Here is a 23,502-nt window from a genome sequence, read left to right as displayed (position 1 = left end):
CCGGTCCGGTGTCATCAATGCGAGCTGCAACGCTCAGCGCAGCAGGTACTGATTGATCAGGTTCTCGTAACGCTCCTGCTTGCCGCTGATCTGCGTGGGTTCACCCCCCTTGGCACCCAGTGCGGCCAGGTCGGCAAGGCTGAGCGCGCCGCGCGCGAACTGCTCGCCGGACCCACTGTCGAAACTGGCATAACGCGCCTTGCGCCACTGCTCCAGGGGCGAGTCGTTCAGCAGCGCATGGGCCACTTCCAACCCGCGGGCGAACGCATCCATGCCACCGATGTGGGCAATGAACAGGTCCTCCAGATCGGTGGATTCGCGTCGCACCTTGGCATCAAAGTTCAAGCCGCCTTCCAGCCCACCCTGGCGCAGCACCACCAGCATCGCGCCCACGGTGTCGTACAGGTCGGTCGGGAACTGGTCGGTATCCCACCCGTTCTGGGCATTGCCGCGGTTGGCGTCGATGCTCCCCAGCAGGCCATGATCCGAAGCGACCTGCAGGTCGTGCTCGAAAGTGTGACCGGACAGCGTGGCGTGGTTCGCCTCGATATTGAGCTTGAAGTCCTTGTCCAGGCCATGCTCCTTCAGGAAGCCCACCACGGTGGCGCTGTCGAAGTCGTACTGGTGCTTCATCGGTTCCATCGGCTTGGGCTCGATCAGGAAATTGCCCTTCAGCCCGATGCTGCGGCCATAGTCGCGCGCCATGGTGAGGAACCGCGCGAAGTGGTCGACCTCACGCTTCATCAGCGTGTTGGCCAGGGAGCCGTAGCCTTCGCGGCCGCCCCAGAACACGTAGTGCTCGCCGCCCAGCTCAACCGTGGCGTCCAGCGCCGCCTTCACTTGTACGGCGGCACGCGCGACCACCGCGAAATCCGGATTGGTGGATGCACCGTTCATGTAGCGGGGGTGCGAGAAGAGGTTGGCCGTGCCCCACAGCAGCTTCATGCCGGTCGCGTCCTGGCGTTCTTTGGCCAGTCCCACCATGTGCTTCAGGTTCTTTTCGTACTCGCCGACATCCTCGGCATCCGGCGCCAGGTCGATATCGTGGAAGCACCAGTACGGCACGCCGAGCTTGGTGAAGAATTCGAACGCCGCATCCACCTTCGCCTCGGCGGTGCCCATCGGCGAGCTGGCCTCCCACGGGAAGTGGCGCGTGCCCGGGCCGAACGGATCATGGCCGGCGTTGCAGAACGTGTGCCAGTAGCAGGCTGCAAAACGCAGGTGCTCCTGCATCGTTTTGCCGCCGATGACCTTGTTCGCGTCATAGACCTTGAACGCGAGCGGGTTGTCCGAGCCGCGGCCTTCGAAGGGGATGCGGCCGATGCCGGGGAAGTATTCCTTGCCGCCGATGAAGGGCTGATTGCTCATGGTGCGTCTTCCTGTCGTTGTGCGAGGTGTCGGGGGAAAGGGAAATCAGCCGCGATACAACGGCGTGATGGCATCCAGATGTCGGAGATAACGGGCATAGACCGCGGCATAGGCGGCCACACGCGCTGGGTCGGGCTGTGCGGACTGCAGCGGGTCGACCGCAACGTGCCGGTCGGTGATGTCGGCGATGGTGGCAGCGTCACCGCGCGCCCGGCCCAGGGCCCACAGGGCCTGCAATGCCGCACCGAAGGCTGCGCCCTCGGGCTGGATCGGCACGTCCACCGGCAGGCCGAACACATCGGCCACCATCTGCCGCCACTGCGCACTGTTGCTTCCGCCACCGGTCAGCACGATGCGTTCAAACCGCATGCCGGCGCGGAGGAAGGCGTCGTAGCCATACTTCAGGGTGTACGTCGCCCCTTCCATGGCCGCGCGGTAGAAGTGCGCCGGGGTCATATTGGTCGTATCCAGGCCCGCCATCAGCCCTTTGCCCAGCGGCAGGTCGGGCGTGCGCTCGCCGTTGAGGAACGGCAGCATCACCAGGCCGTCGGCGCCAGGCGCGGTGGCGCGCAGGTGTCCGTCGCCGTAGCGGGTGCTGAAGCCGAAGGCGTCGGCAACCTGTTCGGTCACCACGGTGCAGTTCATGGTGCAGATCAGCGGCAGCCAGCCGCCGGTGGACGAACAGAACGCGGCCCACGCCCCGTCGGGGTCAACCACCGGGGTGTCGGAGTAGGCAAACAGGGTGCCCGAGGTGCCCAGGCTCACCGTCAGGCGGCCCGGTGCGACGCAGCCGGTCCCGATGGCGGCCATCATGTTGTCGCCACCGCCAACGGCAACCTTCACTGTCGCGGGCAGGCCCAGTGCCGCCGCGGTGGACGGGTCGATGTCGAATACTTCCTCGGGCGCGGCGATGCGCGGCAGGCACGCGCCAAGGTCGCGCTCCGGATCGGTCGCGCGCAGCAGCTCGGCAGACCAGGTTCGGGTCCGCACGTCCAGCCAGCCCGTGCCCGAGGCATCCCCGTATTCGCAGAAGCGCTGGCCTGTCAATACGAAATTGAGGTAATCGTGCGGCAGCAGGATGCTGGCAAGACGCGCGTAAGCCTCGGGGCGGTGGGCCTTTGTCCACGGCAGTTTGGATGCGGTGTAACCGGTGAGCACTGGATTGCCCGCCAGTGCGATGGTCCGCGCCGCTCCGCCCACTGCATCCATGATCTGCACGCACTCGGCAGAGGTGCTGGTGTCGCACCACAGCTTGGCCGGTGCCAGCACCTCTCCTGCCGCGTCGAGCGGTACGAAGCCGTGCTGTTGGCCCGACACCGCCAGTGCGGCGATGCGGGACCGTATCTTGGGATCAACCGCGGCGAAGCAGGCATGCAGTGCGACGATCCAATCGGCCGGGCGCTGTTCGCGGCTCCCATCGGCGTCAGACGTCAAGTCCAGAGGCGCGCTGGCGCTTGCGATGAGACGCCGCCCGGCAGGGTCATAGACCACGACCTTCAGACTCTGCGTACCCGCGTCGATTCCAGCCACCAGATCCATCGTCTTCCACCTCGCCTGTTGTTGAAGGTAGCGCTACCATTTGCAAGCCGCAGCATGCGGCTCTGCTACACCACGGCGGACCGCCGTGGCCATACGTCCGCCGTTGCCTTGCAGTAGCGATCAATGAAGGCGGCCTGCGACGGCATCGTTGCGACCGCTTGCTGCACGGGCTGCCGGATCCGCGCCAACAGCGTCCGCAGGTCTGCGTCGTTGATGGCCGCCGCCAGCGGGTGCGGCGGACCTGGCTGGATGCCCTGCCCCATCAACACGCTGGTCCAGGAATCCACCCGGAACAGCTCACCGGGGTCCTGCCAGGCATGGGCACGTTCGCGCCAGGCGCGCAGCCGGATCGCGAGCGACTCCGGCAGGGCCATCTCGCGGCAGGCCTTCCACATGGGCTCGTCGCGCTGGGTGGCGTGGTAATGCAGGATGATGAAGTCGCGCACATGCTCCATTTCCTGGCGGCTGACATCGTTGTACAGCGCCACCAGCGCCGGGCTGATGCCGTCGATCGGGAACAGCTGGATCAGGCGGACCACGGCACTGATGGTCAGGTGGATGCTGGTCGATTCCAGCGGCTCGATGAAGCCACTGGCAAGCCCGAGCGCCACCACATTCTTGTTCCACGCCTTCAGCCGGCGCCCGCTGCGGAACGGCACCAACCAGGGATCGCGCAGGGGCGGACCGTCAACATCACGCAGCAGCTTGGCCTGCGCCTCGTCGTCGGACATGTGCCGGCTGGAGAACACCAGCCCGCACCCAACCCGGTGCTGCAGCGCGATATGCCACCTCCACCCGGCCTCGTGTGCGATCGCACGGGTATACGGAACCGGCGGCGCGACCGCCTCGGTCTGCACCGCAACGGCGCGATCACTGGGTAACCATTCGTGCCAGTCCTCATAGCCGGTATGCAGGGTCTGCTCGGTCAACAGCCCGCGGAACCCGGTGCAGTCGATGAACAGGTCGCCCTCGATGACCTGCCCATCCTCGAGTACCAGTGACGCGACGGAGCCGTCGTGGGGCTGCTGCCTGACCTCACGGATCTTTCCCTCCACCCGTCGCAGGCCATGCCCTTCGGCCTTGCGTCGCAGGAACCTGGCATACAGCCCGGCGTCGAAGTGATACGCGTAGTTGACCGCGGGTTGGGTCTCCAGCGAGAACTGGTCGCCGCGTGAGGCGACGCTCTCCAGGCAGAAGTCGCCCAGATCCGACGGCATGCCACGGCGCAGGCTGTCCAGCCAGAAGTGATGGAACGGCGTGGCCCAGGTGCCCTGCCCGATGGTGCCGAACGGGTGGATGAACCGGTCCCCGGGGCGACGCCAGTTCTCGAACGAAATCGAAAGCTTGAACGTTCCGGCGACGGCGCGCAGGAACTCCTGTTCGTCGATCTGAAGAAAGCGGTGGAAGGTACGGATGGGCGGTACCGTCGACTCGCCGACACCCACGGTGCCGATCTGCTCGGACTCCACCAGGGTGATGTCCAGCTGGTCGCGGAACTGGTGGGACAGCGCACAGCCGGCCAGCCAGCCTGCTGTACCGCCGCCGGCGATGACCACCCTGCGAATCCGCGTCTGTGTTGTGTCCGCCACGTTCAATGCAGTGCTCCCATCAGCGGTTGAGTCGCGCCAGCAGTTGAGCGCGGGTGCGCCGTGCCTGTGTCTCGTCGAAGGGCGCCAGTTCACCCCGGGCCACGTCCGGCAGGTGCTGCCCTGCGCGTTCGCCGGGCCCGAAAACGTAGTACGCGAAGATCTCAGACCATGCCTGCTTCTGGCGTGGCGGCAAATCGCGCAGCGCCCACATCGCATGCTGGAGCGCCGGCAGCGGCGAGGAAAGGAAGTGCGGCGAACTGCGCCACCAGTAGTTCACCAGCACGTTGAACGGCATCAGGCTGCGCACGTGGTGCCACCACATGCTCGGAATGAAGATCGCATCGCCAGGCTCCAGCACGGCCGTCTGCGCGCTGGCGAGCGCGTCACGGAACCGGGGATGGCGCGCGAAGTCTGGGTGGTCCATATCCACCACGCTGACCACCTGGCCACCCGGGGTGGGCTCCAGCGGCCCCGGGTACAGATTGTCGATCTGCTCCGGCGGAAACAGGGTGAACCGGCGTCGGCCCACGACGCAGCACGCCAGGTTCTCGGGGGTGTCGAAATGGCAGGAAGCAGTCACGCGGTTGCCGATCCAGATGCTGGCCGAGGCCTCGATGCCCTGCCCCGCCAGGCCGGCGTCGTTGCACTGCGCAAACCCGGGAAGCGCCCGATCAATCAGCAGCGACGCCACGTAATAGGTGGGTGGTTTCGGGTCATCAAGGGTGTCGGCAATCTCGTCGAGCACCTGCGTCAGCCGTCCACGCCGGACCTCCACGTTCAACCGGGTGAAATCGGCGTTGTAGAACGGACGACCATCGATCTCGGCGCCGCCGAAGGAATACGGCACGGGCACGCCGACATCGAAGCCGCGCAGATAGTCCATCGCCTCGTGCATGGAGCGCAGCCCGGCGTGCACCACCTCCCAGTTGCGCGCGATGCCCCGCAGCACCACCGGCACTCCTGCGGCCACCAAGGCGTCCATCGGCAGTGCGGCCGGGTCCAGGCCTTCCAGGGTCTGCATGGCGGCGCCGCCCAGCACGGGTCAGTGTCCCGCGGCCGCAACGGCGGCATCGTGCATGCGCAGGCGTCGCTGCTTCTCGGCGATCAGGCGGCGCATGTTGTGCAGTGACGCCAGCATCAGATACGCACCCTCCAGATACCCGGCGCGATTGAGCTCAGCCAGCGCAGCACCCTCCAGCAGGGCCAGGCGGTCACGGTCGATCGCGTGCAGGCCATTGACGCCGATCCGATGCTGCGGATCGATCTGCACGTCGAGGGCAAGGGGTTGAATCAGGCCTTTCGCATCGAACATGGCATACATGTCCGCCCCGAAGGCATGACCATCATGTATGCCACGCAGCACGCCTGCGATGTGGTCCAGGTAGGGGGTAGTGCCGCCCTGCGGCAGGAACACCGGCTCGCCCTGCATCGCATTGACGCGGGGATGATCCAGGTCCACGTGCAGCACCGCTTCCTGGGTGAACGCACCGTCGACCTGGTGCTCCTGGAATCCGATGAGGAACGGCCCCTTGGCTGCCGCCCCGGGCAGATAGGACGCATTCCAGCGACCGTCCTGCAGAAACAGATTCTCGTGCTGCTCAAACCCCAGCAGAACGACCGACTGCCACTGGCCCGTCGCAGTGTCCTTGCGAAGGAAGATGGGGTACTCACGCTGCAGTTCGGCAAACTCGCTCGGGTAGGCCGGGACCATGCCCACCGCATCGCCATATTCGGGCCCGAAGCCGGTCGCCACCCGCAGGTCGCGATGGGCGATGTTGTTGAGCATTTCGTAACGCGGCATGGTGCTGTCCAATCCCCTCAGGAGCGGTGAACAGGTGCCGCTGCACGTGCAGCGGCACCCTCCGTTCAGAACCTGTAACGAACGCCAAGCATGTAACGCGGACTCTGATCTGCCAGCTTCACGATCATCTGGGACGTACGTGAACGCCAGCGGACGTCTTCACCGGTCAGATTGATCGCCTCCAGGCCGAACGACCAGTGATCATCCAGAGTGTAGTTCACGCTGAGATCCCACTGTTCGTACGCTTCCACGTAGTACGGATTCCGGCTGGCCCCCTGGTTGGCCAGAATCAGGTACTCGTCACGCCAGTTCCATGCCAAGCGGACCGACCAGCCGTACTTTTCGTACATTAGCATCGCATTGGCCGTGTCGCTCAGGCCCGTGAGCGAGAACTGGTCGATGCCCGGGTCACCCGCATTGTTGTAGCCGACATCGCCGTCGACGATGGTGTAGTTGGCCAGGACGCCAAAGCCGGTGTCGCCGAAGAAGTACTGCCCGCCAAGCTCCCAGCCGTGCAGCTTGGCCTTGTTCTGGTTGATGGGGCGGTTGACGTTGAACTGGTACAACGGGTCAGCGGCGTTGCCGTACAGATCGTAGGCCGCTTCGGTCGCCAGCACCTGGGCATCGGTACCGGTGTAGGCGCCCAACCCGGCAGGGTTGTTGCGCAGCAGGGCCAGCGCGGTGAACAGCGCGGTGTCATTGGCCGAGCACGCCGCCGCATTGGCTGCGCCCACCTGGGTGATACAGGCGCCGCTGTTGAGGAATGCCAGGGCGGCCTGCGCATCCGGGCCGGCGGTGGGATCCCGCAGGCCGTACAGGTTCTCCTGCACGATGGTGTTGCCGATGAAATTGTCGACCGACTTGTTCCAGTACGTCACCGAAACGTAACTGGCGTCCGCGAAGTACCACTCCAGTGCCAGGTCGAGGTTGTCCGACTCCAGCGGCTTCAGCTGCGGGTTCTGTGCGGTGCCGCTGGCCCGCGACGACGGATCGATCAGCACCGAGCCAAACGGCTGTTGCGCGGTCGGGCCTGCGTAGAGGTTGCCGATCGGCGCACGCGCGATGCTCTTGCCGAAGGAGACGCGCCCCTTCAGATCGTCCATGAGGTCGATGCTGAAGTCGAGGTTGGGCAGGATGTAGCTGTAACTGTTTTTCTCGGTGAAGGGCTGTTGCTCGTCGGACAACACCACGCGGAAGTCGTTGTTGGACTGCCATTCGATGGCTTCCGGGATGGCGATGACGGACGTCGACACCACATCGGTGGTTTCATAGCGCACGCCCAGGCGGGTATTGGTACGCAGGCCGCCCAGTTCGCCGTCCAGCTCGACCTGGAAATAGGCCGATTTGGTCTTCTCCTCCACCAGGTTGTCGGCGGCGCGCTGCGGGCTCACGCCGAGATTGGCGCCATAGTTGTCCGCCGCCCATTGCGCCAGGCGGCCGGCATCGCCGCGCCAGGCCGTGAAGCTGTTGGCGTTGTAGTCGTTGAACAACCCGACGATGTTGACCGGTTGCAGCAGGTCCATCAGCCCGTTGGCAACATCCCCGTCCACGTTGGCCACGCCCCAGTCGCCCAGGGTGTTGTAGTATTCCGCGGCCTGGATGCGGTGGGTGGTCTGCTTGCTCGAGTCCACGCCAAACTGGAAGCGACCCTTGTCGAAGCTCCACTCACCGTCGACACGCCCCTGCTTGATCTCGCTGACCTGGCTCTGCGAATTGATGCGCAGCACCTGCGAACCAATCTCGCCCGGCACGAAGCCCGGGTTGACCACGCCGTTGGTCTTGGCGATGGCATCGGCCGTACTCGGGTACCAGACCTGGGTGCCCACCGGCAGGCCGTTGTTGAAATTCATTTCCTGCACCCATGACCCACCGCAGTGCGGCCCGGTGGTGCAGTTGTTCGTCCCGGCGATGCTGCTGAAGATGGAGCCGCCCCCGGTGAGCGGATCGTTCGGCCGGCTTTCGTTCTTTGAATTGTGCGCGTCGAAAGTCAACTTGAACCGGTCGGTGACGTTCCACAATGCATTGAATCCGAGCGATCCCAGCTTGTACTTCTGCATGCTGCGCTGCTGTTCAAGCCCGAAATCCTTGGTACCTGCGATTTCACGGATATAGATCGGCGTGGCGACCGCACCGCTGGTGTCGAACGTTACATCGGTGTAGTTGCTGTTCTGCAACCACATGCCCTGCTCGCCACGATTCTCGGTGATCTCGTTGGTCGAATAGGTGTAGTCCAGGGTCAAGGTCACTGCGTCCGTCGGCGCGAACTGCAGCACGGCCTGGCCATTGATGCGCTCGCGCTCGAACTCGGAGAACGCATAGCGGAGGTCGTTCGGGCGACCGTACAGCTCGCCCACCGCCGGTGCATTGATCACGGTCGGGTTGCCGGGCATCGTGCCGGTCCACGGCTGGATGTTCCAGTAATTGTTGGTGGCCTGCACCGAGCCACCCTTGCGCTTCTGGTAGCTGGCACTCAGTCCGACGCCGAAGGTCTTGTCCGGATTGCTGTAACTGAAGATGCCGGAGAGTTCCGGTGTCAGATCGTCAGCGAACGGCTGGCTCTCGTCGTAGACGGCTTTGGCGCCGACGCTGGCGACCGTGCCTTCATGATCGAACGGGCGCGCGGTCAGAATGTTGATGGTGGCGCCAATACCCCCGCTGGGCACATTGGCCTGGCTGGTCTTGTAGACCTCGATGCCATTGATCGCTTCGGCGGCCAACTGGGCGAAGTTGAAGGCACGGGTACCGCCGTCCACGCCGCCGATGGCTACCTGGCCCGACGCACCGAACGCATCGGCGCCCGGCATCTGGCGCCCGTTGAGGGTCACCATGTTGAACTGCGGACCAAAGCCACGCGCTGTTACCTGCGCGCCCTCACCATCGCGGCGTTCGATGGAAATGCCGGTGATGCGCTGCAGGGACTCGGCCAGGTTGGTATCGGGGAACTTGCCGATGTCCTCGGCACTGATCGCATCCACCACGCCGGCCGAGTCGCGCTTGATGTCCATCGCCTGGCTGAGGCTGTTGCGGATGCCGGTGACCTGCACGGTGTCCAGCTGTGTCGGGCTGGGCTGGGCCTGCGGTTGGGCAACCGGCGCAGGCGTCGAGGCGTCCTGTGCAAATGCGGGATTGATGACCAGGACGCCACCTACGAAGGTGAACATCGCCCTGGATGTGAACTTCGCCAGCGTACGGCTCATGAACGAGCCCTCCGGCCTACGGTACGACGGATCGAAAACGCGCTCATGACTCTCCCCTCTGACATACGATCGAATGGATGTACCGCCCCTCCAGGGGCACGTACGGGCGATGCCCGTCTTCCACACCGAACATCGCAGCGCGCTGTGCGCTCGCTGCGACTCAACTCGCTTGCAGGCTTGCCAGAACAGCCGCGTGGTAAAGGGGGGGGTACCCGCTGGCCTTACCCTGGCACAGTGGTAGCGCTACCATCACGTCACGGGCGCAGACTAATCACCCGGGATAACGCTTGTCATCATGCAGCGCAGCAAAGGAGCCGAGCCCTTGAAGAACAGCCCCAAAGCGGCCCGTCGGAAAGCGAGCGGCATCACCATTGAAGACGTTGCGGCCCATGCCGGGGTGTCGGCGATGACCGTGTCGCGCGTCATCCACGGCCATGCCAGCGTGCGCGACGCCAATCGGGAACGGGTCATGCGCAGCGTGCGCGAACTGGACTACCGGCCCAATCTTGCCGCAAGCGCCCTGGCGGCAGCGCAACACACCTGCATCGCCCTGATCTACACCAATCCCAGTTCCAGCTACCTGCGCGAGCTGCTGGTGGGCGCGTTACGCGGGTCCACGCGGGCGGCGGCGCAGCTGGTCATCTCCACCTGGGATGAGCTGGGCCCCCAGGCACGGTGCGAGGCGGCACGGCAACTGTCCACCAGCGTGGCGGGCGTGATTCTTCCACCGCCCCTGTGTGAATCCAAGGCGATCGTCGATCAGTTCGTCGGTGCCGGCATCCCGGTGGTCTCCATTGCGTCCAGCCATCTGAACGACAGGATTTCCTGCGTGCGCATCGACGATCGCCAGGCAAGCCACGACATGGTGTCGTATCTGATCGCACACGGTCATACCCGCATCGGGTACATCAAGGGCGATCCGAACCAGACCGCGAGTGCGCACCGCTGGCAGGGCTACCGGGACGCGCTCGCGGACGCAGGCATCGGCTATGCCCCGGCACTCGTCCAACCCGGCTTCTTCACCTACCGTTCGGGACTGGACGCGGCCGAGCGGTTGCTGAGCCTGCAGCCGCCCCCCAGCGCGATCTTCGCCAGCAACGACGACATGGCAGCGGCGGTTGTTTCCGTGGCGCATCGTCGCGGCCTGGAGGTGCCGGGTGATCTTTCGGTGGTGGGCTTCGACGACACCTCCGCCGCCACGATGGTGTGGCCAGAACTGACCACCATCCATCAACCGGTGGCAGAGATGGCAGACAGCGCGGTAGACATCCTGTTGCGGGAGATTCGCCGCACGGACTCCTCCGAACGCGTCACGGTCAACCAGGTCCTTGCGCACCAGCTGGTCACGCGCGCTTCCGTATCGAGGCCTGTACTGACGCCTGGACCGCTGCCGTGGCCGGAAGCAGCGGACCGGTTCACCGACATCGATGCGCCATGACGCTGAAGCAGCCTGACGATGCCTGTTCCAGGATTACTTCGGCGGCGCTGACGCCGGTTCGGGCTCCTGGATGGAAGCCTCCAGCAAGGCAACGTAGGTATCCAGCCGTATACGTTGCCCAATCAACATCCAGCCGAGCAGATACAAGAGCGTCAGTCCAAAAATGAGCAGGGCACCCACCCAGCCAACATCGAAAACAGCGCCCCACTCTCCCCACTTCCAGCCACGGAACTGCAGGTAGAGGGCAAGCAGCAACGGGAACGGCCCAAGACGCTGTCGCCCACCGTACATCAGGCCCATGCGATCAATCAGGGTGGTCCGCAGAGTACTGACATGCCGCCAAGGGCGAGGCCGGCGCACTCAACGACCAGGCAGCCCACGACTACGATCAGGGCCACATCCGCAGGAAGCCACCGGTCCGGGACAAGGCTGGTCAGCACGCCGATAGCCGCGGCCCCCACGCCGACCCGAGCCATCCAACCACGGCATCTTCACCGCGCCGTCCTATGCTGGAGCCCCCTTCGCGTCCACGAGGTAAAGCGCCATGACCAAACTGCACACGCTGATGATGGCCGGCTGCCTGTTGGGTTTCAGTGCCGTTGCGTCCGCTGAGACGGTCAACCTGACCAACAGTGCGGACGGCGCCAACCGCGATGCGGGCATCACGGCGGTGAAGAAGAAACTGCAGGAGGCCTGCACCGACCGCAAGGGCACGCCCGACGCCGAGTCGTTTGAAGTGGTTTTCGAAAAGACCAGCGACAACCCGAATGTGCCCAAGCCCTACTACGTGGACGGCAAAATGAAGTGCGAGCTGCCGGGCTGAGGTCAGCCGGTCAGGGTTCGGCCCGGTGTTTCAGGTCGAACCCGCCGCCTTCTCGCGCGCGGCGATTCTCTCGACCAGCGTATCGATCGCCGCCTCCATGGCGTGGGCCGTATCGTCGCCGCTCTGGTTGGTGATCACGAATATGCCCAGGTCGTACTTGGGCACGATGTAGATGTAGCACTGCGACCGTGGTACGCCCCCATGGTGCGCATAGTAGACGCCCTTCACGGCGTCGCTGCTGACGATGTTCCAGAAGTAGCCGATGCTGAATTCGGGATCGAATTTGACCAGGGCGCGGTGCGATTCGGTCACGACCGGCCCACCGGCCAGCTGGAACTTGAGGTAGTTCACCATGTCCGGGGTGGTCGCCTTCACGTTCCCGGAAGCGCCCCAGGGCAACTGTGGCATCGGCGTTGTCGGCACCGGATTGTCGCTGTGGTAGCCAATCGCAAGCCGCGGGACCTCGGCGTCGCCCAGTCGGATTCTGGCGCCGCTCATCCCTGCAGAATCGCCCAGGAAGTCGCGCAGCAGTGTTTCGTAGTCGCGCTGGTAGACCACTTCCAGGATATGCGCCACCAGCTCCGTGCCGGCGCTTGAGTAGGCGTACTCCTTTCCGGGCGGCCTGCCGATCTGGACGGTGTGCAGATCCCTCAGGAAGTCCGCCTGGCCATAACCCGCGTATACGGCGTTGAGTTCGCCCGGCGTACGGTGATCGGTGAAGTCCGCGAGCACCGTGTTCGCACGCGCCGGCAACATGTTCGGCAGACCACTGGTGTGTGAGAGCAGATTGCGAACGCGCAAGGGCTCGCCCTTGTACTGCAGGTTCGGATAGTCGCCTTGCAGGTACATCCGGACATCGTCGTCCAGGCCCACCTTGTGTTCCAGGACCGCGTTGGCCATCAGGGTGCCGGCCAGGGTCTTGCTCAACGACCCGATTTCGTAGAGGGTCGCGTCGGTCGGAGGGCCGGGCTTGCCTGCCTGCATGTCACCGCGATGCCGGATGAACTCCTTGCCCCGGTACACCACCCCGATCGAGGTCGAGTGCAGCAACGGCTGCTCGATGAGGGTTGCAGCGACCTCGTCGATGTCCGTGGTCAGATCCTTCGCGGGGGCCTTTTCGGCGGCGCATCCGGCGGCCAGAAGCGCAGCGGACACCACGAGGCAACTCAGCCACAGCCTGTGTCGAACAACTATCGGAGTAGCTCGCATGCGTCGGTGCTTGGTGGGAGGCGGAAAGGGATCTTAAGATAGCGGATGGACGGCGCGCACGCCTGTCGCGGGAGGTTGGGCGGCTCCCGGCCATGCCGCGGGCGGCAGCGGACCAACGGTCCGCTCTACCATGTCCCCGGCCTTTCATTCCATGGGCTCAGCGCAGCTGATCCTTCAGGAACACCCACGTAATCAACGTGGCATCAGGCCCGTTGGGATCGGTAAACGGCAATCCCGTCTGGCTGCCACTCCAGGCATGGCCCATTCCCTGCACCACGTAATGCTGGGCCAGCGTCCTGCCGCCGTAGGCATACGTGTCAACGCGATACGCGCGCCCACCCGGCACCTGCCCGTTGAAGGTACTGGTCGGAACGTTCTTCACCGAGTCGTTGTCCAGGCCATCGTCGGCGAGGTCATTGGTCTGCAGGAACTGGCGCACGGCCTGCTGGCCGTTCACCGGGTTCACCGTGCTGTCGGCGGTGCCATGGAACACCAGCACCGGGATCGGCCGCGGCGTCGGCGAGCCGGAGCACTGCCAGGCCAGCCGCCCGTTGCTGTCCGGCGAATAGATGCTGCCGGCCAACAGCGCGTAGGCGCTGCCGGACACGGTGGTGGCCCCTTTGTACATACCGCCGGAATGGATCGCACCGGCGGCGAACACATCGGAATAGCAGGCCAGCATGATCGAGGTCATCGCGCCGCCAGCCGAAATGCCGGTCACGTAGACCCGGCGCGGATCAACCGCGTAGCTGCCCTTCACCTGGTCCACGATCCCGGCCAGGATCGAGGCCTCACCGCTGCCCCGGGCCTGATTGATCGGCAGCTGCCAGTTCCAGCAGCGTGCGGGGTTGGCGGTGACGTTCTGCCGAGGGTAGACCACGAGAAAGCCTTCGGTATCGGCCACGTCGTTGAAGCCGGAGGCCTCACCCATCAGGTTTGGCCCGGTCACGCAGCCGTGCAGCACCAGCAGCACGGGCAGCGGCTGCGTGTCGTTGTAGCCCGCCGGCACCCACACCTGGTACTCGCGGGCGCCGAAAATGTTGCCGAACAGGCCCACATCCCAGTGACCGGCGGGCCCTGCCGCGAAGGCGCTGCCCGCCGTTGCCAGCCAGATGCACAGCACCAGCAGCGCCGCCTTGATCGTATCGATTCCAGAGTTCATAGCCAGATCCTCATGCGTGAGTCGTGGATGAAGTGGTTCCGGGAATCCTCGGGGTCCGGCCGGCCAGAGGGTGCTGCGACGCCGCTGTCACACCCAGCCGGTGGCGTAGTAGATGCCGATCACCACGAACACCGCGAGGGTTTTGATGACGGTCACCGCAAAAATGTCCTTGTAAGCCTGGCGATGGGTCAGCCCGGTCACCATCAGCAGCGTGATGACCGCCCCGTTGTGCGGCAGGCTGTCCATGCCGCCGGACGCCATCGAGGCGACTCGATGCAATACCTCCATCGGGATGCCGACCGCCTGCGCGTTGGCGATGAAGGTCTCCGACATGGCCGCCAGGGCGATGCTCATGCCGCCGGAGGCCGAGCCGGTGACGCCGGCCAGGCCGGTCACCGTGACCGCTTCATGCAGCAGCGGATCCTGGATCGAGCCCAGCGCATTGGCCACCACCATGAAGCCCGGCAATGCGGCGATCACCGCACCGAAGCCGTATTCCGATGCGGTGTTCATGGCCGCCAGCACCGCACCGCTGATCGCCGCACGGGTGCCCTCGGCAAACTGGACGACCACGGGCCGCCAGGCCAGCGCCAGCACCGACAGGATGCCGACCAGCAGCGCGCCCACCACGGCCCAGATCGCCCCGATCTTCGCCACGTCCTGCACCACCGGCGCGGCGTTGCCCATGATGGAGGGCATGAAGCTGTGCGCGCCGCCGTACCAGTGCGGGATGCCCAGGGTGAACAATTTGTTGGAAACGAACACCAGTACCAGCGGCAGCACGGCGATGCCTGCATGCGCCAGATGGGTACCGGTGAAGGGGGTCGGCTCGTTCACCAGGGTGGCCGGGTCGCCGTAGCCCTCTCCGCTGCGCAGCGCCGCGCGGCGGCGCCACTCCAGGTACGACATGCCCACCGCAAGCACGAAGATGCTGCCCAACGTGCCGAGCACGGGCGCCGCCCAGGTGTCGGTGCCGAAGAACGTGGTCGGGATGATGTTCTGGATCTGCGGCGTACCGGGCAACGCATCCATGGTGAAACTGAAACCGCCCACGGCCAACGTCGCCGGGATCAAACGCTTGGGAATGTTGCTCTGCCGGAACATCTCCGCTGCGAACGGATACACCGCAAACACCACCACGAACAGCGACACGCCGCCATAGGTGAGCAGGCCCGACACCAGTACGATCGACAGCATCGCCCGCTGGCGGCCGAACAGCCGGATCGCGGCACCCACGATGGAGCGGGAGAAGCCGGACAGTTCGATCAGCTTGCCGAACACCGCACCCAGCAGGAACACCGGGAAGTAGAGCTTGAGGAAGCCGACCATCTTGTCCATGAACAAGCCGGTGAACATCGGCGCCACCAGCGAGGGGTCGGTCAGCACCACGGCGCCAAGCGCGGCGATGGGCGCGAACAGGATCACGCTGTAACCGCGGTAGGCCACCAGGATCAGGAAAGCCAGCGCTGCAAGTACGATCAATAACGACATACGGCGCTTCCAGGTGAGGACGCGCCCAGTATCCGGATCTGGCGGTCGCTGCCGACTGGACCTAGGTCCACTCGCCGGTGCGCCGTGGCACCGCTAGCCTAGGTTGCATGGGTGGCAATGGGCCATTCGCCACGTACATGCCTTGGGGGAGGACCGAATGAAACGGAATTGCTTGAGCCTGATGATCGGCGCGCTGTTGGCCTCCGGGCCGGTACTGGCACAGGAGGCGCCACGCGCCGCACCGGCGGCAGGCAAGACCGCTTCGGCCACCAACCTGGACAGCATCACGGTGACCGCGCGCAAGCGCGAGGAAACCCTGCAGGAGGTGCCGGTGGCCGTCACCGCCTTCACCTCTGAAGCGTTGGACAAGATGAATGTCCAGGACATCAGCGACCTGGATGGCCAGGTGCCCAACCTCACCATCTATGCCGCACGCGGCGCCAGCAGCACGGTCACCGCCTACATCCGTGGGATCGGCCAGTCCGATCCCACCTGGGGTGCGGACCCGGGCGTGGGCATCTACCTCGACGACGTGTACATTGCACGCCCGCAGGGTGCGCTGCTGGACGTGTTCGACGTATCGCGCATCGAGGTGCTGCGCGGTCCGCAGGGCACGCTGTATGGCAAGAACACCATCGGCGGGGCGATCAAGTACATCTCGCGTGGCCTGCCCACCCGGAACGAGGGCTTCGCCCAGATCACCGTGGGCAACTACGGTCAGCTGGACGCCAAAGCCGCCATCGGCGGTCCGGTGGGCGGCGCCGACAGCGGCCTGCGGGCTCGCGTGGCGGTGGCCAGCATGAACCGCGACGGATTCGGCGAGAACACGTTCAATGGCCAGCCGGTCAGTGACAAGCAGATCAACGCCGCCCGCCTCAACGTGGGTGCCTACGCAGGCGACGATATCGACGTGCAGTTCGCCCTGGACTGGATCGACGACCAGTCCGGCATGCGCGGGTCCAGGATGCTGGCACCGAACCCGTTCACCCCGGCCTACCCGCCGATGGATGACCGCTACGACATCCGGTCGGGCATGCGCAACCTCAACAGCGTCGAGACCAAGGGCGCGTCGGCAACGGTGAACTGGCGGCCCAACGACGACCTCGCACTGAAGTACGTGGTGGCCAAGCGCGAGTCGGACAGCGATGCCAACATCGACTTCGACAGCACGCCGGTCAAGCTGGCCGATGTGGGCGGGGCCTACACCGACAACCAGGTCAGCAACGAGGTGCAGCTCAACTATGATGCCGGCGGCCGCGTGCGCGGCGTGGTGGGCCTCTACCAGTTCAGCGGTGAAGCCGGTGGCCAGATCCGCAACAACTTCTTCAACCTGCAGTTCGGAGATACCCGCGGCAAGGTACTGACCGACAGCATCGCGCTGTATGCCGATTGGACGTTCGACCTGACCAGCAAGCTGAAGCTGGACGTCGGCGCCCGCTACACCGACGAGGATAAACGCGCGATCGTGTTGAACCGCTTCTACGCCGATGCGACCTTCAGCAGACCCATCGCAGTGGCGGCGGATTTCGACAAGAAAACCAATTTCACCAACGTCTCGCCGAAGGTGTCGCTGGACTATCAGATCACCCCGGACATCATGGTCTACGGATTGGCGACGCGCGGCTTCAAGTCGGGCGGCTACAACATCCGCGCCAACGCCGTGGCCGTGCCGCGCTCGGCCGAGCCGTTCGACGACGAGACCGTCGACAGTTTCGAAGTTGGCAGCAAGATGGCCTTCCTCGACCAGCGCGTATTCCTGAACCTGTCGGCCTTCCACAACAAGTACAAGGATATCCAGCTGTCGGTGTTCACCGGCATCGATACCAATGGCGACGGCACCAATGATGCCTTCTTCGGCGACTTCACCAATGCCGGCGCCGGCACCATCAACGGGCTGGAAATCGAGTACCAGTACCTGCCCAGCCAGCACTGGTTGATCTCCGGCAACCTGGCCTGGCTGGACGCCAAGTACGATGAATACATGGACCGTGGCGTCAACGTGGCCAACCAGATGAAGTTCACCAACGCACCGGATTTCTCCGGCGCCTTGAACGTGGAGTACCGCACCGATCTGGCCAGCGGCGGCAACCTCTCCGCACGGGTGAGCTACAGCTACCAGAGCGAGGTGTGGCCGACCACCGACCTGAGCCCGGTGATCCGCCAGGATGGGTACGGACTGGTCAATGCGGGGGTCATCTGGAAGCTTGATGACGCCTGGACCTTCTCGCTGCAGGGCACCAACCTGGCCGACAAGGAATACCGCACCACCGGCTACAACATTCCGGCGGTCGGCACGCTGATTGGCTTCTACGGGCCGCCGCGCCAATATAGTCTCAGCGTCCGTTACGATTTCTAGGAAGCTTCTGCATGACGCCGGCTTACGATGATCTGTACTGGAAAAGCAGCGATGGCCTGCGCCTGCATGCGCGCGACCATGCGCCGGATGCGGGGCGACCGCCCCGCGGCACGGTGGTCTGCATTCCGGGGTTGACCCGCAATGCGGCCGACTTTGATGCCCTTGCCCAATCCCTGACCGCCGCCGGGTGGCGCGTGCTCGCCGTGGACCTGCGCGGGCGTGCACGTTCGGCGCGGGCGCCGGACCCGTCCGGGTACAACCCGCGTGCATATGCTGACGACATGGTGGCGCTGCTGCAGTCGCAGAACATCGACAAGGCGGTCTTCATCGGCACCTCGCTGGGCGTGCTGGTCACCATCACCCTCGCCTCGCGTGCACCCGACCGCATCGCTGCGGCGGTGCTCAACGATGCCGGCCCCAAGGTACCGCGCGAGGCCCTGGCACGGATCGGCAAGTACGCCGGCAAGCCCGTACCCCCGATGGACCTGGCCCAGGCCAGCGCTTATGTGGAATCCATCGGCAAGGCGGCGTTCCCGCGCTTCACCGCCGAGGACTGGCGGACGATGGCCGCAAACACCTTCCGCCAACGCGAGGATGGGCTGCTGGAGCTGGATTACGACCCGGCGGTGATCCGCACCACGCGGCCGTGGGTGCTGTGGCTGCTGCGCCCGGTGCTATGGCGCGCGGTGCGCGGGCTGACGGCGCGCGTGCCGGTGCTGGTGGTGCGTGGGGCGTTGTCGGACATCCTGCCGCCCGATGTCGCGCGGAAGATGGCCGCCACATCGGCCAGCGCCCGTCTGGTTGAAGTGCCGGAGGTGGGTCACGCACCCACGTTGTCCGAGCCGGTGGCGCGTGACGCGATCCTGGCCTTGCTGGCGGACGTGCGATGACCGACGCGGCAAGGATCGGTGCGTTGCCGACCGCACTGCAGGCGCTGGGACAGTGGGCAGCAAGGGAGCGACTGGGCGGCAGCACGCGCATCACGCAATCACGCATTGATGCGTTCGCCGAGGCCACCGGGGACCGCAACTGGATCCACGTCGATCCGGCCCGCGCACAGGCCGGCCTGCCCGGTGGGCAGACCATCGCGCATGGTTTCCTTCTGCTCTCCCTCACCGTCGAGGACGATGTGGCCGCGCTGACCGGCTTCCCTGGCATCGCCCACGTACTGAACTACGGCTTGAACAAAGTGCGCTTCCTGGCGCCAGTGCCCAGCGGCGCCGAGGTCCGGGTGCGCTCGCGGCTGATGTCACTGGAAGCACGCAGCCCGGGGCAATGGTTGCTGACCCAGCACAAGACGGTCGAGCTGGTCCCTGGGGGCGAGGTGGCGCTGGTCGCCGAGCAGCTCTCGCTGATCGTGCTCGGCGCCTAGCGCAGCACTGCCCCACCCCATCGCGCCGGCCTACTGCCCGACGGCGGCGGTTCTCTCTACACTGGAGCGATGTTGACGCCCACCATTGTCCTGCTCGCCTGCATCGCGTGGACCGTGCTGCTGTTCGGCGTCGCCCTGTGGGGGGAGCGCCGGGGGCATCGGCTCTCCAGGGTCTGGCCGGCCATCTATGCCCTGTCATTGGGCGTGCATTGCACGGCGTGGACCTACTACGGGGCAGCCTCGCAGGGCGTGCAATGGGGCTTCCCCATTCCGCCGACACTGATCGGCATGGCGCTGATCTTCGCCTTCGGGCTGCCGTTCCTGGCACGGCTCGGGCGACTGGCCAAACAACACAACAGTGCCACCATCGCCGACCTGGTGGTCGCGCGGTTGCATGCGGACCAGGGGTTGGGCGTCACCATCACCCTGGTCGCGCTGTTCGGCATCATTCCCTACATCGCGCTGCAGCTCAAAGCGGTCAGCCAAGGCCTAGGCGCGCTGCTGGGGGACCAGTTCGCCCCCATCGGGTGGCAGCTGGACGTGTCCTTCTGGTTCGCGCTGACGATGGCGGCCTTCACCCTGCTGTTCGGCGCACGCAAGGCGTCGGCCACCGAGCACAACCGCGGCATCGTGGTCGCGCTGGGGCTGGAATCGGTATTGAAACTGGCGGCACTGCTGGCCATTGGCCTGTATGCCGGGCTGTCGGTGCACCAGGCGGGCACGCCCCTGCTGGACAAGATGGCGCACCTGCCGCCACCGGCGGTCATTCCCGATTTCCTCACCATGGTGGCGCTTGGTGCGATGGCCGCGTTCACCCTGCCCCACCAGTTCCATGTGGGCGTGGTCGAACTGCGCCAGCCGTCGGACCTGAAGACCGCGCGCTGGCTGTTTCCGCTCTACCTGCTGCTGATCGGGTTGCCGTCGGTGCCGATGGCGTTGTCCGGCGCCGCACAGCTGTCGCACGCGGTGTCGCCCGACCTGTATGTGCTGGCCCTTCCGCAGGCGCGCGGTCATCACGTGCTGGCGCTGCTGGCGTACCTGGGCAGCCTGAGCGCCGCCACCGGCATGATGATCCTGTCGGGGCTGACCCTGTCGATCATGCTGGGCAACCACGGCGTGGGCTCACGCCTGCTGAGCGGCGTCAACGGATTCAACTCCGGCGCCGACCTGCGCCCGCGGGTGCTCGCCTTCCGCCGCGCCGGCATCGTCGCCGTGTTCCTGATGTCGTGGCTGTACAGCCGTGCGATGAGCGGCACCGAGGCGCTCAGCGATTTCGGCCTGATGTCGTTCACCGCGCTTTCGCAGCTGGCACCGGCGGTGCTGTTTGCCGTCTACCGCCCGCGTACGCCCTCCCCGGCCATCATCGCCGGCATCGTGCTGGGCTCCCTGGTGTGGCTGTGGCTGGTGCTGCTGCCGATGGTAGTCCCTGCCCCGCCACCGTCGTCCGGCCCCGACGGGCTGCACTGGCTGGCCATGTTCTCGCTGCGCATGCAGCCGGGCCACATCGCCATCAGCATGGGCGCCAGTCTGGCGGCGAACCTGGCGACCGTCGTACTGGTGTCGCGCGCGGTACGCCCCTCCATGCCCCTCCAGCGGGACGCGGTGGCCGCCGCGTCGATGCGCAAGACGGCCGGTCGCTTCCTCGGCCAGGAACGGGCCCGGCAGTTGATGGACGGCCACGCCGGGCAGATGCTTGATGATGACCGGGTCACCGCCATCGAACGGGAACTCACCGCCGTGGTCGGTGCGGGCATGGCACGGCTGCTGGTGGAGGCCGCACGCGATGGCGGCGCCGCGCCACTGGACGCCGTCACCCGCGCTGTCGGCGAAGCCACCCAGGTGCTGCGCTTCAACCAGCGCCTGCTGGAAGCGGCTTTGGAGAACATGAGCCAGGGCATCAGCGTGGTCGATGCCCAGCTGCAGCTGGTGGCCTGGAACAGCCGCTATGCCGCGCTGTTCAAGTTCCCGCCGGCACTGCTGCAGGTGGGCCAGCCGGTGGTCAACCTCACGGCGTGGGCCTTGGGGCAGCTGAACATCGGCGATAGCCCCGGTGACACGCTGGACAAGGCATTGCAGCGCCGCGTGGTGCACATGCGGCGCGGCACCCCGCATCTGTCCGAGCGGATCTTCCCCGACAACACCATCGTCGAAATCCGCGGCAACCCCATGCCCGGCGGCGGTTACGTGGCCACGTTCACCGATGTCACCGCCTTCCGCCGTGCGGAGGACGCACTCAAGCGCAGCAACGAAACCCTGGAGCGCCGCGTGCAGGACCGCACTGCCAGGCTGGAGCACGCCGTGCAGGAGGCCGAACGGGCCAATGTGGCGAAGACGCGCTTCCTCACTGCGGTCGGCCATGACCTGATCCAGCCGTTGCATGCCGCGCAGCTGCTGACCGACGCCATGTCGCAGCACATCGACTCCGACTTCCTTGGCAGCTTCCTGCACCAGATCCGTGGCGCCCTGGATTCCACCGATGACCTGCTGTCGGGCCTGCTGGATATTTCGCGACTGGAGGCCGGCGGGCTGGTGGCCGATCCACGCCCGTTTGCACTGTCCAGCGTCCTCGATCCGCTGGCGCAGGAGTTCGCCGTGCTGGCTGCGGCGCGCGGCCTGCAGTTCCGCCACGTGCGCACCCGCGCCTGGGTGCACAGCGACCCGCTGCTGCTGCGCCGTGTGCTGCAGAACTTCCTGGCCAATGCCATCCGCTACACCCGCAGCGGTGGCGTGTTGCTGGGGGTGCGTCGCACTGGCCATACGCTGTCCATCGAAGTGCATGACAGTGGCCCCGGCATCGCCGCGGAGCAGCAGGCAGTGGTGTTCGAAGAGTTCCACCGTGGCGACCGCAGCAATGGCCAGGGCCTGGGCCTTGGCCTGACCATCGCCCACCGTATTGCCGACCTGCTGCACGCACCGCTGGAACTGCACAGCGTGCTCGACCGCGGCTCGGCCTTCTCCATCACCGTGACACAATCCGCTGCGCCCGCCGCGCCGCGGATTGAACCCACGACCGGCAACAGCACCCTAAAAGGCATCCGCGTGCTGGTGGTCGACAACGACCCGGACGCACTGGAGGCCATGCGGCAGATGCTGCTTGCGTGGGGCTGCGAGGTCGTCGCCGTGCGCGACGCCAGTGAAGTGGGTGCAGCCGCGCACGAGGCCGCGCTGTGGCTGTTCGACTACCACCTTGACGAGGGCGATACCGGGGTTGGGCTGTGGACGCGCCTTGCCGCCGTGCATGGGCCGCGGCCAACGGTGATTCTCAGTGCTGACACGGGCAGCGACACCCGTGAAGCGGTGCGCGAGGTGGGGCTATCCCTGTTGAACAAGCCGTTCAAGCCGTTGGCGCTGCGCTGGGCGATCAATCACCTGCTGGCCACGCCGCGCCCGGCCACCGCCTGACGCAGGATCAGGCATCCTGCGCCGCTTCGATCTGCCGTGCGGGATCGGTCAACCCCATCTCGTGCAGCACACGGATGGCCTGCGCACGATTGCGTACGCCCAGCCGGCCCATGATGCGGGTCATGTGCGCCTTTACCGTGCGCAGCTGCACGCCCAGGCGGTCGGCGATCTGCTTGTTGAGCAGCCCTTCGGCCACCAAACTCAGTACGCGGTACTGATGCGCCGACAAGCTGGACAGGCGCGCGGCAAGGTCGGCGTCCTTGCTGAAGGGCGCCACCCGGGCCACCGGCTCGCGCAGCAGCGCCGGGATCCAGCGCTCCCCTTCCAGCACGCTCAGCAACGCCGACTGCAGGTCGGCCAGCCCCGAACTTTTGGGGAGGTAACCAGCCGCGCCCAGGTCGATGGCCCGGCGGATCACGTGGGGCTCTTCGTTGGCCGACACGATGATGATCGCCAGGCCCGGTTGCAACGCACGAATGGTTGCCAGCCCGGCCAGCCCGTGGTTGCCGGGCATGTGCAGGTCCAGCAGCATCAGGTCGATCTGCTGGCTCTCGATCGCCTCTAGCACGCTGTCCAGCGAATCGGCCTCGCTGATCTGCAGGTCGGCAACGGCTTCCTCGGCCGCGCGATGCAGCGCCGCGCGGAACAAGGGATGGTCATCGGCGATGAGCAGGGTCGGCATGTCCAGCCGAGGTTAGCAAATCGCCTACGGCTCGGCACGGGTACCTAGGTACGCTGGCGCGCGCTGACGGGCT

Annotated in this window: 17 protein-coding genes; 6 read left to right on the top strand and 11 right to left on the bottom strand. The window is 65.7% G+C overall.

All coding sequences use genetic code 11. The annotated features are described in order from the left end of the window. Positions 1 to 33: 33 nt before the first annotated feature. From xylA to GQ674_RS08970, 6 genes are all read right to left on the bottom strand, one after another. On the bottom strand, positions 34 to 1,368 hold the full coding sequence (gene xylA, locus GQ674_RS08995) for a xylose isomerase (protein ID WP_159496777.1): 1,335 nt from the start codon (positions 1,366 to 1,368) through the stop codon (positions 34 to 36). 45 nt (positions 1,369 to 1,413) lie between these two features. After that, a complete protein-coding gene (xylB, locus tag GQ674_RS08990; RefSeq protein WP_159496776.1) occupies positions 1,414 to 2,907 on the bottom strand; it encodes a xylulokinase in 1,494 nt (497 codons plus the stop codon). Between the two features lie 65 nt (positions 2,908 to 2,972). Then, positions 2,973 to 4,463 (bottom strand): tryptophan halogenase family protein, encoded by a 1,491-nt coding sequence (locus GQ674_RS08985; protein WP_236546236.1) that lies wholly within the window; start codon positions 4,461 to 4,463, stop codon positions 2,973 to 2,975. Positions 4,464 to 4,515: 52 nt separating this feature from the next. Then, positions 4,516 to 5,517: a cupin-like domain-containing protein gene (locus GQ674_RS08980; RefSeq protein WP_159499340.1), complete on the bottom strand. Its 1,002-nt coding sequence runs from the start codon at positions 5,515 to 5,517 to the stop codon at positions 4,516 to 4,518. Between the two features lie 21 nt (positions 5,518 to 5,538). Then, a complete protein-coding gene (locus tag GQ674_RS08975; protein ID WP_201290236.1) occupies positions 5,539 to 6,297 on the bottom strand; it encodes a SapC family protein in 759 nt (252 codons plus the stop codon). A gap of 65 nt (positions 6,298 to 6,362) precedes the next feature. Beyond that, the gene (locus GQ674_RS08970) at positions 6,363 to 9,494 is read right to left on the bottom strand and encodes a TonB-dependent receptor (protein ID WP_159496774.1); all 3,132 of its coding nucleotides are present in this window, start codon (positions 9,492 to 9,494) and stop codon (positions 6,363 to 6,365) included. Between the two features lie 406 nt (positions 9,495 to 9,900). Between GQ674_RS08970 and GQ674_RS08965 the strand changes: the two genes are divergently transcribed. Next, positions 9,901 to 10,932 (top strand): LacI family DNA-binding transcriptional regulator, encoded by a 1,032-nt coding sequence (locus GQ674_RS08965; RefSeq protein ID WP_236546286.1) that lies wholly within the window; start codon positions 9,901 to 9,903, stop codon positions 10,930 to 10,932. A gap of 33 nt (positions 10,933 to 10,965) precedes the next feature. Here the strand turns inward: GQ674_RS08965 and GQ674_RS08960 are convergent, their stop codons facing one another. Continuing rightward, positions 10,966 to 11,232, bottom strand: a complete 267-nt coding sequence (locus tag GQ674_RS08960; RefSeq protein WP_236546235.1) for a hypothetical protein — start codon at positions 11,230 to 11,232, stop codon at positions 10,966 to 10,968. Positions 11,233 to 11,476: 244 nt separating this feature from the next. Between GQ674_RS08960 and GQ674_RS08955 the strand changes: the two genes are divergently transcribed. Continuing rightward, entirely contained in the window at positions 11,477 to 11,755 is a 279-nt protein-coding gene (locus GQ674_RS08955) for a hypothetical protein (protein ID WP_159496772.1), read from the top strand. 30 nt (positions 11,756 to 11,785) lie between these two features. Here GQ674_RS08955 and GQ674_RS08950 read toward each other — a convergent pair whose 3' ends face one another. From GQ674_RS08950 to GQ674_RS08940, 3 genes are all read right to left on the bottom strand, one after another. Then, the gene (locus tag GQ674_RS08950) at positions 11,786 to 12,910 is read right to left on the bottom strand and encodes a serine hydrolase domain-containing protein (RefSeq protein WP_236546234.1); all 1,125 of its coding nucleotides are present in this window, start codon (positions 12,908 to 12,910) and stop codon (positions 11,786 to 11,788) included. A gap of 211 nt (positions 12,911 to 13,121) precedes the next feature. Further along, positions 13,122 to 14,126 (bottom strand): PHB depolymerase family esterase, encoded by a 1,005-nt coding sequence (locus GQ674_RS08945; RefSeq protein ID WP_159496770.1) that lies wholly within the window; start codon positions 14,124 to 14,126, stop codon positions 13,122 to 13,124. An 87-nt stretch (positions 14,127 to 14,213) separates the two neighbouring features. Continuing rightward, positions 14,214 to 15,617 (bottom strand): GntP family permease, encoded by a 1,404-nt coding sequence (locus GQ674_RS08940; RefSeq protein ID WP_159496769.1) that lies wholly within the window; start codon positions 15,615 to 15,617, stop codon positions 14,214 to 14,216. A 157-nt stretch (positions 15,618 to 15,774) separates the two neighbouring features. Here GQ674_RS08940 and GQ674_RS08935 point away from each other — a divergent pair, with 157 nt between their 5' ends. The 4 genes from GQ674_RS08935 to GQ674_RS08920 all read left to right on the top strand — a co-directional run bounded on the left by GQ674_RS08935 (position 15,775) and on the right by GQ674_RS08920 (position 22,747). Then, positions 15,775 to 17,973 carry a TonB-dependent receptor gene (locus GQ674_RS08935; RefSeq protein WP_236546233.1) on the top strand — a complete coding sequence of 733 codons (2,199 nt, stop codon included), beginning with the start codon at positions 15,775 to 15,777 and terminating at the stop codon, positions 17,971 to 17,973. Positions 17,974 to 17,984: 11 nt separating this feature from the next. Further along, positions 17,985 to 18,863: an alpha/beta hydrolase gene (locus GQ674_RS08930; protein WP_159496768.1), complete on the top strand. Its 879-nt coding sequence runs from the start codon at positions 17,985 to 17,987 to the stop codon at positions 18,861 to 18,863. After that, positions 18,860 to 19,345, top strand: a complete 486-nt coding sequence (locus tag GQ674_RS08925; RefSeq protein ID WP_159496767.1) for a MaoC family dehydratase — start codon at positions 18,860 to 18,862, stop codon at positions 19,343 to 19,345. The genes GQ674_RS08930 and GQ674_RS08925 overlap by 4 nt, the downstream gene beginning before the upstream one ends. Before the next feature lie 69 nt (positions 19,346 to 19,414). Next, positions 19,415 to 22,747 carry a PAS-domain containing protein gene (locus GQ674_RS08920; protein WP_159496766.1) on the top strand — a complete coding sequence of 1,111 codons (3,333 nt, stop codon included), beginning with the start codon at positions 19,415 to 19,417 and terminating at the stop codon, positions 22,745 to 22,747. A gap of 7 nt (positions 22,748 to 22,754) precedes the next feature. Here GQ674_RS08920 and GQ674_RS08915 read toward each other — a convergent pair whose 3' ends face one another. Then, complete coding sequence (locus GQ674_RS08915) at positions 22,755 to 23,429, bottom strand: response regulator transcription factor (RefSeq protein ID WP_159496765.1); 675 nt, start codon at positions 23,427 to 23,429, stop codon at positions 22,755 to 22,757. Positions 23,430 to 23,502: the final 73 nt, after the last annotated feature.

The sequence above is a fragment of the Stenotrophomonas sp. 364 genome (assembly GCF_009832905.1).
Taxonomy (GTDB): Bacteria; Pseudomonadota; Gammaproteobacteria; order Xanthomonadales; family Xanthomonadaceae; genus Stenotrophomonas; species Stenotrophomonas maltophilia_AP.
Note: the sequence above shows the minus strand (reverse complement) of the source record. Positions and strands in the feature narration are given on the sequence as shown.